The sequence below is a fragment of the Paucisalibacillus globulus DSM 18846 genome (genome assembly GCF_000482485.1).
Classification (GTDB): Bacteria; Bacillota; Bacilli; order Bacillales; family Amphibacillaceae; genus Ornithinibacillus; species Ornithinibacillus globulus.
Genome location: NZ_KI519440.1, coordinates 100,401 through 113,161 on the forward strand (window position 1 = coordinate 100,401; position 12,761 = coordinate 113,161).

Sequence of the window (12,761 nt, forward strand, 5' to 3'; positions counted from 1 at the left end):
TTAATACCTAATTCTTCCGCTTATTAATCCATTAAATTGGGGATGGTGGTGATCTTTATGAAGGGTGAAGTCCTTCACATTCATAGAAACATTAGGTATAGACTTATATCAATAAATGATACGCGGTATATAGTTGATTTAGATTACCCACTTTTAGTGTTTTTCTTCCCTTTCCTAAATTGGATGAAATCACATGTTGTCTATAAAATTATTGATGAAAATCAACTTGAACAACTAAAAGTAATTAAAAGTACCGACACAAAAGTCGGCTATACACTATTAACTGGAGGACTATCTGTTCTTGGGGCAAATTTATTGGAAATGGTAATGGATAAGTTTGAAATATCAATGCCAAACGTAATTAATTATATTATTCTTTTCACTTTTACTATCTTAATTGTTTTTTGTCGTTTCCATATTAGTAGAAGGAATAAGAGGAAATTATATGACATAGTCCAGTTAGAGAAGTTAGAGAAGATAAAGATACGTTTTGGCCCCCAAAATGTTAAACATTTTTTCTTATTTCTTATTTTGTATTTAGGATTTTTAGCATCTAGTCTGGCAGGAATAATCATGTTCATACAATACAAAAACTTCTTAATTCTATTTTTTACAATTCTTTTTTTGTTCTGTTTCCTATTTGTAAATGGGATTTCGTTATTCCCAGGGAAAAATAAAATACGAATGAAGGAACTTCAAAATTTTGAAGCAGCAAAATAGTTTGAAGAAAAAGCGGTGATAGTCTATGTTAAGTGAAGTACACCATATTCATAAAAATATGAGATATAGAATTATTAAAGTGGATAATACATACTATATTTTTGACCTTGACCGTCCTTTTTTGGTATTTTTCTTTCCTTTCCTTAATTGGATAAAAACACACACGATCTATGAAATTAAGGATATGGCCCAGCTGGAGCAGTTAAGAACTGTTGAAAGTAGTTCCAAAATAGGATTTGGGATAGCTATGTTTACAGGTGGTTTATCTGTTTTTTTAGCTAATTTACTAGAACCTATTATATTTAAGATGGAATTTCAAACACCAACCTTTATTACCTATATTTTACTTATCATTTTTTCTATTTTAGTAATCTTTTTTCGTTTTAAATTAAGTAAAAAAAATAAGATAAAAATACTTAATGTTGTTGCATTGAGTACTTTAGAGAAAAAAAGAATCTCAGTTAAACCACAATCTATTAAACATTTTTGCTTAATATTATTCATGTATATAATAGTATTATTATTTCTTCTAGCATCAATCTTCATGTTTATTGAATTTAAGAATTACTTCGTTTTGTTTTCCTTTATACTAATATTATTTTTCTTGCTTATTATAAATGCATCTACATTAGCACCAGGAAAAAATAAAATAAAAATAAACAACAATAAATCTGCAGTTTAAAATAAAATTTATTAACAAATGGGGGAGAAACACATGTTACCAATTGGATCAATCATCTACCTAAAGGACGGTTCAAGGAAAATAATGATTTTAAACAGAGGACCTATTATTGAAATGGATGGCAAACAAACAGTATTTGATTATTCGGGCTGTTTTTATCCACTTGGATTAGTACCGGACAATATTTTTTATTTCAACCATGAAAATATTGATGAGGTTGTATTTGAAGGTTTTAAGGACTCAGAAGAAGAACGTTTCCAGAAATTATTTAATGATTGGCAAAAGGAAAATAGCGGTAAGTTTTTGAAAGGGAAAGTGACAGGAGTGATTTAGTTTAGGGTAAAAAGGTTTCAGCCTTTAAACTAAGGAGGTTAAGAATGGACATTAATATCTTAATTATTTCTTTTATAATGATTTTCATGCTTCATAATTTAGAGGAAATTATTACAATAGAAAGATGGCATAAAAAAACGTATCCTCAGGTTATACATCGGGTCCCGTCATTTATACAAAAGGAAATGAAGCAGTTTAATGATATTACAAGTGCACAATTTGCTCTTGTTGTTTTTGTGTTATCGATTGTTGTTTCTGCTTTGATTTTGACAGCAGTAGTGACAGAGCACTATTTCTTGTTTTTGGGGGTAGCTATACCTTTTGCGTTAAATATCTTCACTCATCCATTACAATCATTGTATTTGAGATGTTATACTCCTGGAGTCTGGACATCTATTTTACTGATAATCCCTTATAATATTCTATTATTCTTTCACTTCTCTAAAGAGGGGTTATTTACGATGAGCACAATGATAGGTGCATTAATTGTGATGGTCTTACTTGTACCAGTGTTCCTTCTTAGTCATAAAATTGGTGGAAAGTTAGATGGGTGATGCCGCTGTTACATGTTTTTTCTAAATACAATACCATTATAGGTTGAACTGGAACCAAGCTCATATACTATCATCAGTCATTCTCGCTACTAGTAACATTTTTATCTAGTATAGGTATAATTTACTGTTTTGTGGCTGTAGCCTTTTACTAAATGAGTTTCCATTGTAATATCAAAGTAACATGAAGAAGGTCGGATTAGTATAACAAAAACCACATTGTGGATAGTTACAAGCAAAGGCTGACTCTTATTTGATCCCTTCAGTTCATGAAAATAGATTGAAAGATTTGGGGGAAGAAGTAATAGCTATGAAAATCACAAAAAAAGATAAATTATTCACGGGACTATTAGTAAGCATACTATTTGGAATGACTATCTTAGTTGGCTGTACAGATAATGAAGAAACAGAAGATACTGATACTCCGGAAAAGAAAAACACAGAAATAACAGAGGATGTTGAGAAAGTAGATGATAAGAAAGATCCCTTAGAAGAAGACATTTCCTTTGGAGGAAATGTCTATGTAGAGGATGATAAAATTCGAGTGGTAGGGGAGAGCAATCTAGTGGAAGGTACTTTTGTAGTAGGTACTATATATAAATCGCCTTTTACTGAAGTGCGTGATAATGCCGCCCTTATTACAGAGGAAGAAGTTTCCGTTGATAAAAATGGAAATTTTGAAATGGAGTTTCTATATGAAACAGATACTGATATGGATTTTCTAGAATATTACAATGGAAGAATACTTGAAGTGGAATTGGAAGTAGAGATGGCATACAGCCAACCTGAAGAAATTACAGAGTTATATGGTTTTAACGGTGAGAATCTCCGTGGACCAATCGTATATAAAGAGTTTAGTTTTGGTGAAGTGTACCAATATTTGTATATGCCTATATATGTTCAAATTGGGGGTGACCAAACAGAATATGAAATAAAAGCCCCTGAGCGATTACCATTACCGAAAGACTATGGGAAAACAAATGTATGGATTGATATTGAAGAGATAACACATGACCATGAGTATTTTTATGTAAAAGGGAAATCAAATTTGATAGAGGGTGCCGCTCTTCTAGGAGGTTATTATTCAAGTGAAATAGGCTTACTCCCACAAAGTTTCTTTTATAATACTGCCCATATCCAACCTGATGGATCATTTGTTTTTCGTGCTGAATATCATTCGATAGCCGAAGAAGGCTTTATTCGTATTCGTATTAAATCTATTGGTTCACATTTGGCTAGTAATCTCTTGGAGGAAGCCTATGGAGATGAATTTGAGCGAATCGAAGGAGAGTATGTAACGTTTAATGAACAAGATGATAAAAATGAAATTGAAATGATTCTCTACCCATCTATTCCAGAAATAGACGTACCAGAAGAAACAAATGTTACAGAAGATGATGGAGAAATTAAGGTTCAAGTACCTGATGATGTTTTATTTGATGTTGACAAGAGTGAAGTAAATCCAGAGGCAAAAGAAACATTGGATGACATTATCGCAATGTTGGAGGAACTAGAAGCAGGAACAAAAATTCACATCAATGGTCATACTGATTCTGAAGGGGATGCGGATGATAATGTATCACTTTCAGAAAAAAGAGCACTGGCGGTGGAAACGTATCTGACGAACAATGGAAGTATTGATCATCTTGATATCGAGACGAATGGCTATGGTGAAACAAAGCCGATTGCCTCTAATGAAGATGAAGAAGGTAAAGAAAGAAATCGTCGGGTGGAAATTGTCATTAACCCTAAGTAGGTAAAAGATACAGTTCATAATAAATTCATCCCTGTTTAAGTGACAATCAAAATTTGTAGTAAATCGATAGAGCCGGAGGGAAAGGATCATTTATTAGCTAAATGCCCTATCCCTGAGGCTCTATTTTGTAAGTAACCCAAAGTACTTACTAATCCAAAAAAGTTCAAATTATAGATTGAGGGATTAATGAATATGAAAAATAAGTACAGCAAATATTCCGCTATTTTAAGTTTATATTGTGGAATTGCAATGTTTGTCAGCTATTACATTGCACCAGATTCACCAGAAGGAATAATAGTTCCTATCCTGATGTTTTTATTTTACTCTGCTATCCTTGCTGGGATTTTAGGTTTAGTATTTACCTTTATTGCCTTTTTAAAAAGTGAAAAAGGATACTTGAAGATAGTTGGACCCGTTCTACTTTCTTTGGTTTTATTATCATTTATCCTATCTTTTGTCAGTATTATGTTTATGGGTGAAGATTAGTTCCGGAAAGAGGGGGGCCAAGGTATGCCAAACCATAAAAGGGAATGGTAAATTAAGTTTTAAGTTGATTGAAAACTCACATCATAAATTATTTACTAGTGGAAGTAGAGGAAGAGAATGGGGAAAAGAAGAACAATCTCATCCCCGTTGTGACACCCAATTAGTCTAACTTCATTAACAGCTATATTAAGGATCAACAATCGTATAATGCTGCCATTCATAAGGTAGTAATGCCTGGTATTTCCTCTGTAAAAACCGATCATCAACAAGTGCAATCACACCAGTATCAGAATCCGAACGAATAAGTCGGCCACCAGCTTGGAGTACTTTATTCATTCCAGGATAGACATAGGCATAATCAAAGCCATTCTTACCAACCGATTGGAAGTAATCCTTCATAATATTTCTCTCTAAACCAATCTGCGGCATTCCGACCCCAACGACGATTACCCCTTGTAACCTATCTCCTTTTAAGTCTACACCTTCAGAAAAAATCCCACCGAGTACAGCAAAACCTACCAATCTATCGGCTCGTTCAGACGCAAACTCTACTAAAAACTCTTCCCGTTCGCCTTCTGACATTCCTACATCTTGAATAATAGTTTTCACATCAGAATATACTTCAGTAAATAGTTCATACGCACTTCTCATATATTGATAGGAAGGGAAGAAGATTAAGAAGTTTCCATCCTTCTTATCTAATACCTCTTTGAAAAAATGGACCATTGGCTCTAATGTATTTTCTCTATCCCGATATCTCGTCGATAATGGTTGAATGATAACTTCTGCATTCTCTCTTGCAAATGGTGATGGAATGGAGATAACATAATCATCCGCTTGTCCTCCAAGTAAATCCTTATAATAATCTGCAGGTGTTAACGTTGCAGAGAAGAATATTCTAGCCTTGAATCCTTTTCCCATTTTTAGAATTTGTTCGGATGGATCCAAGCAAAATAATTTCATCTTTACTTCACTATTATGGACTTCCACGTACGTCACAAACTGGTCATTGTATAGCTTAGCAATTTTCACGAAGGTTTGAGCGGCAAAATACGTATCTAGCAATAATTCATGATCATTCCGTACCAACTCCACCTCGGCGTCCGTAATGAATAATTCTAGTAATTCTACTAGCTCTTCATCTACGTCCGTCCGCAAATATTCTTCGGAATTCTTCACCTGTAATAAGTGGTCATTGATTGCTTTCGCGCCATTTGCAAGAGGGCCTTTTTTAAATTCTCTTTTCAGTTGCAAAAAGTTGGATTTATAAATTTCCGCAGAATACATTTCCCTAGCACGATCAACTAGGTTATGCGCTTCATCCACTAGTATTGCGGTTTTCTTCTTTTGATCTTCCAGCAACCTTTTCAACGACACTCTTGGATCAAAAATATAATTATAGTCACAAATGACAACATCCACTGCATAGGCCAATTCTATCGAAAATTCAAAAGGACAAACCCGATGCTTCCTGGCATATAGCTCAATAACGCCACGATTCATCATCTTTTCATTCTCCAAGATATCGATAACGGCTCCATTTATTCGGTCATAAAATCCATCTGCAAATGGACAATTTACACTCGTACAAATCGTTTCCTCCTGAAAGCAAATTTTATCTTTAGCGGTAATGGTTAGAACTTGAATATCTAGACCTTGATTAATCAATAGACGAAATGCTTCTTCAGCAGCGGTTCTTGTTATCGTCTTTGCAGTTAAATAAAACATCTTCTCCAATTTACCTTCACCGATTGCTTTGACTGATGGAAAGATAGTAGAAATTGTTTTACCTATTCCAGTAGAGGCCCTTGCGAATAATGTTTTTTTATCAGCAATGGTTTTATATACTGCACCAGCAAGTTTTCGTTGTCCCACGCGATACGTATCAAAAGGAAATTCTAGTGTTTTACTCGTCTTATTTCGCTTTATCTTATGCTTTATCTTCACTTTTAAAAATGCAGCATATTCCTTGATCACTTCATAAACGAAGGATTCCAATTCCTTGAACGTCATTACACGTCGAAATTGCTTTTGCTCCTCTGTTTTTGCTTGTACATATGTAAGCTGAATGGTCACCTCTGATAAATCATGGTCCAAAGCATAAATATACCCATAAAAAATAGCCTGTGCCCAGTGTACAGGATGTGTATCCTCCTGAATTTCTTCCAAAGAATTTACGGTCGACTTTATTTCGTCGATTGTTATGGAGTCCCCATCCTTTAGTAGTCCGTCACAACGCCCATCCACTCGAACAACGAAGTCCTCATAAGGGATTTCGGTTTCCACAAAAACTTCTTTTTCATCCTGTTCGCGGTAGTCTTTTTGGATTAATTGATGGATTCTGGTTCCTTCTGTCATCACAGAAGCCGTGCGAAAACCAGACTCAATACTGCCACTTCGATACACATATTCAACTAAGTTTCTAACGGAGATTCTCATTACATTCGTCATCATATCACCTGAAATTTTTGTTAACTTTAGTTTATCAGTTAATAGGGTGGAGGAACAGTGGGATTACATCTCTCAGACAATGTCGCAATTCTAGAAAAAATTTTTTCAGCTTATTCAGTATACATTTGAAATTATGTATAAAAATATCAACATAGTACGAGAAAGTTTAGAGGAGAGATTTTTAAAAGTGTTTATTGGAATAGTAGCTTTTTTGATTAGTTTGATTATGTTTTTTCTCTTTTCTGATAAGACAAAATTTCAGTTGTATGTAACTACGGGTTATATTGGAATAATATTGGCGTTAATTACAGACTTATTGATGTTTGTTTATCCTTTATGGAACTATCCAGGATCAAAAATAGAAAAATTTATGATTCAATTACTAAATGGATTTGGGTTATATTTTGTAGTTATCTATTTCTTTCTTCAATTTTTACCAAAAAGGCAAACGCTATTAACGATGATACGATATATAGTTTATTGGTCTTTATTTTCTATCTCACTGGAACTTCTATTTTTGTATATTGGATTTATTGAACATGGATTATGGTGGAACATTCTGTACTCGTATATAGCTGATTGGCTTCTATTTATTACATTTTATCTCCATCATAGATGGATATCGGGCTATTCTATATTAAATGAATATTAATCTCGTATGGGAGAATTCTAATATGCAAATAAGCTGGCAAGAAGTTGTAGAATATACGCAGCGCTCTAAATCACTTCGAATGGAATATTGGTTTACGGAAACTTTGTTTTCTTTTAGTTGGTGGATACTTTTAGTTACAACCATTGGTCATTGCATTGTTTGGTTTGTTATTTTGGATAGAAAAAGAATATTTGAGATTCTTACATATGGGTTTTTGGTATCAGTTGTAGCCACGATATTAGATGCGCTAGGTGTTCTAGTATCATTATGGGATTATAAGCACACGCTAACACCATTAATATTACCTATTGAAATCCACATTGTGATAATGCCTATCATTTATATGATTATTTACCAGTACTTTCATACATGGAAAAACTTTATCATTGCAAGTACAATTAATGCGCTTCTTTTTTCCTTCGTTCTAGAACCTTTATTGGTATGGTTACAGGTTTACGAATTAAATCAGTGGAAACATTTCTATTCTTTCTTTCCATATATTATTATGGGTGTGTTATTTAAGTACTTAATAGTTAAAATCAAACAGACATAGTTTAAGATTGCTCTTATGGTGATTGTGTTCATAGATTATTTCAACGGAAGAATTTTCAGGAGAAGATATATCAAGAATTGTAGATCTGTCTGATTATCATTTTAGAAGAATGTTTTCGTATATGACTGGTATGACACTAAGGATAAAAGTAAAAAGTGTGGATAATTATTAGTCTTATAATATTATAGGGGAGTAATTTTTTTGACTCCCCTAGACTTCCAAGTGATTGTGTTATGCCAATTCACCTTAGCAAAAAATTCTCCGTATAAAATGGCTGATAATCCTTATTAAAAGCAACCCCAACTGCTAAGGAATCGTATTCAGCCTTTAGAATATTTTCCCTGTGTCCAAGCGAATTCATAAGACCCTCATGGGCAAAAATACTACTGGGCTGCCCCGTTGCTAGATTTTCTCCAGCAGCACGATAGGTTATGGCGTCTTTCTCCATCCGGTCAAAAGGAGATTCTCCTTCTAAGTTTTCATGACTAAAATAATTGTTCTTTGCCATGTCAGCACTGTGGTCACGGGCCGTTTTCAGTAAAGGTTCTTCCCATGTAAGTACAGATAATCCATGATTTACCCTTGCAGCATTTGTTAAATCAAATAATTGGTATTCTAAGCCTTGTTTCAATTCAGAACTTGCAACACCAAAGTATGATTCCTTCTCTTTTTCAAGATCAACACTAATTATTTGAATGGCGGTTACTGTTTTGTTTTCATGGATGTCATAAAAAATAGTGACATAATTATTATCAATTAAAAAGGTGTTGTACTCTTCCGTGTCTTGAACTTGGTAAAGAATTCGTCCTTTTCGAATTGCTTTGATTGGTTCATCTAGTCTGGATAACACGTCATTTCTTGTACTTTCAAATGTAATTCCAAGTGTTGAAGTTAGTAAGTCATGATTTGTATAGAGTCCGGCGACATTGTCCTTTTTATCGTACGCAACCATGAGAAAGTTATGATAATTTTCATGATAGGTAACCCATTCGGTACCATATTCGTTCAATGTGGAACGCTTTGACTCTCCAACTTGTTTCTCAACGTCAGAACGGTTATCACCAATTTCAATATTGTATAGGGAAAAGGTTTGTTCTGTTGGTTGCTGTAGATTTGGTGCTTCTGGTACTCTTGTCGTTGGTGTATTGTCCTGTTTTTTTGATGTGAGCTGATTCCATAATAGTTCAACTTCCTGTTTGATGGTATCTACTGTTAAGGCAACTCTTGGATTGTCGAATACCCCTTCAACATCGCTTTTCATTTCATTTAACGTACCACTAAAACCAGACTCTTGGAATGTTTCTCCATAAAAATGCCAAAGAACACCAAGCAGCAATAATAGAAAAAGAATCGTTCTTAGTTTTGGCATTATTTTTCACCCTTACTTAACTAGATTTGTAGATTGTTTATTATAACATTATGAACAAAAATGTGGTTGGATAGTAGTTTTTTGAAAAAATAATGGAGGAAATGGGTATTTAGCTTCATTTCATGGAAGGTTCAATCTTCTTTATTACAAATTCGTCAAATAATAAGGAAAGGTGGCAAAAAAATTTGGATTTTTGCCACCTTTCCTTATGTCGTTCCTATTATATAAGTATATAGATGCAATCAATTACTCCCTGCAAATACCAGGCCATCCACCATTCTAATTACACGATCGGTATATTTTAGCATTTCCTCATCATGGGTAACCATTAAGGTTGTTATGTTGTAGTTTTTAGTTATATCGCGTATTAATACCATAATATCTATAGACCTTTTAGAGTCTAAACTAGCAGTAGGTTCATCAGCGAAAAGAACTTTTGGTTTATGGATGATGGCGCGTGCAATTGCTACACGTTGCTTTTCTCCGCCTGATAGAGAGGAGGGATAGGAACTTTTTCTATGATCCATTCCAACTAATGTTAGAATTCGATTCACCTCTTTTTTCTTTTCAATTTTCTTTAACTTAATCTCGGCAACATCAAGCATTAATAGCAATTGCTCCTCTACCGTAAGAAACGGGACAAGATGGGCAAATTGAAATACAAAGCCGAATTCACTTGCACGGATTTTTCGAATTTGTTCAGAACTCATCGTCGTTAGGTTTTTACCATTAAAATGGATTATTCCATCCGTCGCATCTTGAAGCCCAGCTGCGATTGTTAATAATGTGCTTTTTCCAGAACCTGATGCACCAGTTAAAGCAGTTACTTCACCAACATTTAGGGAGAGATTAATTCCTTTTAAGACGTCTTCTTTTAGTTCGCCATTGATAAATGTTTTACTTATACCTTCCATTGCAAATAGTTCCATCTTACACCTCTCCTTGTTGAATTGCTTGTAAGGCTTCTACTTTTTTAATCTGAATGCCCGATAATGTAGCTCCAATAAAACCTATTAGAAGGAATATTAATGACAATTGGACGGTTGTTTGGATGCTTAAATTAAATGGCATTCCATTTGGTGCCAAGGAATTAAAAAGTTGGCTGCCAGCAATTGATATTCCCAATGCAATAACTGTAATGACCACCATTTTTGTCCACATCATACGGAATAAGGCACTAGTCTTGACACCAATTGCTTTTAATATCCCGTATAGACCAATCTTTTGAACATTCATCATGTAGAAAAAGATTGCAAATAACATGCCACTAATGACAATCAGAAACCAGACAATCATATTTAAAGACATTTGCTCAGCACTGTAGCTTGGAATGGTTTGGAGAAATTCTTGATTAGAATAAGATTGTAAGCCAGTAAATTCCTGTGCTGTCTCCAATTCCGGTATGAAAATAAGTTGCATTTCACTTGTCCGATATATTTCTTGGTAATCCTCTGTACTGATAAAAGCGACTGGTGCATGACTATATTTTTTTTGATCTACAAATCCTTTCACCACAAATGTTCCATGATGTTGATTATTGGTTAAAATGTCGCCAATTTTGATGCCTTCCTCTTCTAATGAACGGTCTAGGATGACTTCACCACTACTGACTTGTTCAAATAAATCGGTATCTGTCGAGGTCACAAAAGCAACACTCCGCTGTTTGTCAGACTCATCATTTATAAATCCCAATTGTATGGAAAGAGCAACAGCATTCTCGTGACTAGTTAACATAGCATCTTGTGTTTCGCTGTTTATTTTTGATAGATTATACATTTCCTCGGCATCTTCGGTCATATAAAATTGCCCAGGTGGTAAATCTTTGATTAATCCTGCGTTATCATGTGATAGCCCATTTGCTAATCCAGATATAATAAATGTTAATAAACTAACTAGAAAGACAATGGAACCTAATATTAAAAATCTCGCTTTGTTTTTCTTCATTTCTTTCCAGGCCATATTCATAGAAATCTCTCCTTGACGAGGTACAGGTTCATTATCCTGCTAGTTTTCCTCTCGATAAAATAAAGTAATTAAGAAAAATACAATGAAGCTAATTAATAGTAATACTCCTCCACCAATATAAATGGCTAACGTAATTCCTTCTGGGAGATTAAATGGCTTAACCATGTACAACCACATACCAATTGTCAGCCCAACGGAACCTAAAATGGCACTCCATACATGGATTTTCGATAATAAATTATTAGTTGTTTGGAATACTTTGTAGAAAACTGCCCAACCAAATAATGTTAACCAACCTACGACAAGAATATGGGCATGAACTGCACGAAAGGCATAAGAGCCAGAACCGGCCATATGTGCACCTAATATTGCACCAATTACCCCGAATATTGCAGCAAAACGTAAAAGTAATACACTGTTTTTATTCATCTGAAAATCCTCCTAAACTATTATAAATATCCTTGATCCTTCTCTAATGTACGATTGAAATATGAACAATGGATGAACAAAAGATTACAATATTAGTTTTCAAGAAAGTTGGTGGGAAAAAGTATAATTATGTTAAACTAATAATAATTGGGAACCGAATAGATGTTCCCCAGTACGTAAATAGTTTAATTGGAGGGTTAGTAATGAGGCCGAATCTAACAAAAGAACTTAGTTTCAAAGATTTTAAGGATTTTTATTGGTTAAAGGATGAACTACAAGCATTTTGCAGGGAACATGGAATGAGTGCCACTGGCTTGAAGGTAGAGTTATCCGAAAGGGTGGAAACCTTTCTACGGACAGGGGAAATTAAAAAGCCAAGTAGGAAATCAAAGGTAATGAAAAAGACAGAAATTGAAGTTAAATTAAGTCTTGATACCGTTATTACGGAAAATCATCGTTGTAGTCAAGATGTTCGGGCATTTTTTAAAACAGTCATTCCGAAATTTCACTTTTCTACGTATATCCAGGACTATTTAAAAGAAAACACTGGAAAAACATATCGTGATGTTGTAGATGCCTGGTATGAGGAAGAAAAGCGAAAAAAAGATCCTACATATAAGAAAAATATTGCACCCCAATTTGAATACAATCAATTTATTCGAGATTTTTTTGCTGATCCTAAAAACCAAGGGAGAAGTCGAAGCGAGGCGATTGCAGCTTGGAATGATATGAAAAGATTGCCAGGGAGTAATAAGTATGTTTCTTCCTGATTCAGACCATAGAATGTAGAATATATTATTGAAAGAGACATTTG

14 protein-coding genes are annotated in these 12,761 nt (G+C 34.2%); 9 read left to right on the forward strand and 5 right to left on the reverse strand.

Annotated elements, in window-relative coordinates:
- Positions 1–57 precede the first annotated feature (57 nt).
- The 6 genes from K332_RS0120365 to K332_RS0120390 all read left to right on the forward strand — a co-directional run bounded on the left by K332_RS0120365 (position 58) and on the right by K332_RS0120390 (position 4,528).
- Positions 58–720: a DUF443 family protein gene (locus tag K332_RS0120365; RefSeq protein ID WP_026909134.1), complete on the forward strand. Its 663-nt coding sequence runs from the start codon at positions 58–60 to the stop codon at positions 718–720.
- Positions 721–745: 25 nt separating this feature from the next.
- The gene (locus K332_RS0120370; RefSeq protein ID WP_026909135.1) at positions 746–1,402 is read left to right on the forward strand and encodes a DUF443 family protein; all 657 of its coding nucleotides are present in this window, start codon (positions 746–748) and stop codon (positions 1,400–1,402) included.
- A 33-nt stretch (positions 1,403–1,435) separates the two neighbouring features.
- Positions 1,436–1,735 (forward strand): DUF4176 domain-containing protein, encoded by a 300-nt coding sequence (locus K332_RS0120375; RefSeq protein ID WP_026909136.1) that lies wholly within the window; start codon positions 1,436–1,438, stop codon positions 1,733–1,735.
- Between the two features lie 44 nt (positions 1,736–1,779).
- Positions 1,780–2,289 carry an HXXEE domain-containing protein gene (locus K332_RS0120380; RefSeq protein WP_026909137.1) on the forward strand — a complete coding sequence of 170 codons (510 nt, stop codon included), beginning with the start codon at positions 1,780–1,782 and terminating at the stop codon, positions 2,287–2,289.
- Positions 2,290–2,596: 307 nt separating this feature from the next.
- Entirely contained in the window at positions 2,597–4,042 is a 1,446-nt protein-coding gene (locus K332_RS23430; protein WP_156914249.1) for an OmpA family protein, read from the forward strand.
- A gap of 192 nt (positions 4,043–4,234) precedes the next feature.
- On the forward strand, positions 4,235–4,528 hold the full coding sequence (locus K332_RS0120390) for a hypothetical protein (protein WP_026909138.1): 294 nt from the start codon (positions 4,235–4,237) through the stop codon (positions 4,526–4,528).
- A gap of 186 nt (positions 4,529–4,714) precedes the next feature.
- Here the strand turns inward: K332_RS0120390 and K332_RS0120395 are convergent, their stop codons facing one another.
- On the reverse strand, positions 4,715–6,979 hold the full coding sequence (locus tag K332_RS0120395) for an ATP-dependent DNA helicase (protein ID WP_026909139.1): 2,265 nt from the start codon (positions 6,977–6,979) through the stop codon (positions 4,715–4,717).
- Positions 6,980–7,166: 187 nt separating this feature from the next.
- Here K332_RS0120395 and K332_RS0120400 point away from each other — a divergent pair, with 187 nt between their 5' ends.
- Together K332_RS0120400 and K332_RS0120405 are read left to right on the forward strand one after the other, a co-directional pair.
- Positions 7,167–7,631 carry a CBO0543 family protein gene (locus K332_RS0120400; RefSeq protein ID WP_026909140.1) on the forward strand — a complete coding sequence of 155 codons (465 nt, stop codon included), beginning with the start codon at positions 7,167–7,169 and terminating at the stop codon, positions 7,629–7,631.
- Positions 7,632–7,653: 22 nt separating this feature from the next.
- On the forward strand, positions 7,654–8,184 hold the full coding sequence (locus K332_RS0120405; protein ID WP_026909141.1) for a CBO0543 family protein: 531 nt from the start codon (positions 7,654–7,656) through the stop codon (positions 8,182–8,184).
- Positions 8,185–8,425: 241 nt separating this feature from the next.
- Here K332_RS0120405 and K332_RS0120410 read toward each other — a convergent pair whose 3' ends face one another.
- The 4 genes from K332_RS0120410 to K332_RS0120425 all read right to left on the reverse strand — a co-directional run bounded on the left by K332_RS0120410 (position 8,426) and on the right by K332_RS0120425 (position 11,947).
- On the reverse strand, positions 8,426–9,553 hold the full coding sequence (locus K332_RS0120410) for a CAP domain-containing protein (RefSeq protein WP_026909142.1): 1,128 nt from the start codon (positions 9,551–9,553) through the stop codon (positions 8,426–8,428).
- 242 nt (positions 9,554–9,795) lie between these two features.
- A complete protein-coding gene (locus K332_RS0120415; RefSeq protein ID WP_026909143.1) occupies positions 9,796–10,482 on the reverse strand; it encodes an ABC transporter ATP-binding protein in 687 nt (228 codons plus the stop codon).
- Between the two features lies 1 nt (position 10,483).
- The gene (locus K332_RS0120420; RefSeq protein WP_026909144.1) at positions 10,484–11,518 is read right to left on the reverse strand and encodes an ABC transporter permease; all 1,035 of its coding nucleotides are present in this window, start codon (positions 11,516–11,518) and stop codon (positions 10,484–10,486) included.
- A 39-nt stretch (positions 11,519–11,557) separates the two neighbouring features.
- The gene (locus K332_RS0120425) at positions 11,558–11,947 is read right to left on the reverse strand and encodes a hypothetical protein (protein WP_026909145.1); all 390 of its coding nucleotides are present in this window, start codon (positions 11,945–11,947) and stop codon (positions 11,558–11,560) included.
- A gap of 203 nt (positions 11,948–12,150) precedes the next feature.
- Between K332_RS0120425 and K332_RS0120430 the strand changes: the two genes are divergently transcribed.
- Entirely contained in the window at positions 12,151–12,717 is a 567-nt protein-coding gene (locus K332_RS0120430; RefSeq protein ID WP_026909146.1) for a DUF6434 domain-containing protein, read from the forward strand.
- The last annotated feature ends 44 nt before the right edge of the window (positions 12,718–12,761 follow it).

Bases quoted from the DNA above. Each gene is read 5' to 3' on its own strand.
- K332_RS0120365 (WP_026909134.1), top strand. From the start codon at position 58: ATGAAGGGTGAAGTCCTTCACATTCATAGAAACATTAGGTATAGACTT.
- K332_RS0120370 (WP_026909135.1), top strand. From the start codon at position 746: ATGTTAAGTGAAGTACACCATATTCATAAAAATATGAGATATAGAATT.
- K332_RS0120375 (WP_026909136.1), top strand. From the start codon at position 1,436: ATGTTACCAATTGGATCAATCATCTACCTAAAGGACGGTTCAAGGAAA.
- K332_RS0120380 (WP_026909137.1), top strand. From the start codon at position 1,780: ATGGACATTAATATCTTAATTATTTCTTTTATAATGATTTTCATGCTT.
- K332_RS23430 (WP_156914249.1), top strand. From the start codon at position 2,597: ATGAAAATCACAAAAAAAGATAAATTATTCACGGGACTATTAGTAAGC.
- K332_RS0120390 (WP_026909138.1), top strand. From the start codon at position 4,235: ATGAAAAATAAGTACAGCAAATATTCCGCTATTTTAAGTTTATATTGT.
- K332_RS0120395 (WP_026909139.1), bottom strand. From the start codon at position 6,979: ATGACGAATGTAATGAGAATCTCCGTTAGAAACTTAGTTGAATATGTG.
- K332_RS0120405 (WP_026909141.1), top strand. From the start codon at position 7,654: ATGCAAATAAGCTGGCAAGAAGTTGTAGAATATACGCAGCGCTCTAAA.
- K332_RS0120410 (WP_026909142.1), bottom strand. From the start codon at position 9,553: ATGCCAAAACTAAGAACGATTCTTTTTCTATTATTGCTGCTTGGTGTT.
- K332_RS0120415 (WP_026909143.1), bottom strand. From the start codon at position 10,482: ATGGAACTATTTGCAATGGAAGGTATAAGTAAAACATTTATCAATGGC.
- K332_RS0120420 (WP_026909144.1), bottom strand. From the start codon at position 11,518: ATGAATATGGCCTGGAAAGAAATGAAGAAAAACAAAGCGAGATTTTTA.
- K332_RS0120425 (WP_026909145.1), bottom strand. From the start codon at position 11,947: ATGAATAAAAACAGTGTATTACTTTTACGTTTTGCTGCAATATTCGGG.
- K332_RS0120430 (WP_026909146.1), top strand. From the start codon at position 12,151: ATGAGGCCGAATCTAACAAAAGAACTTAGTTTCAAAGATTTTAAGGAT.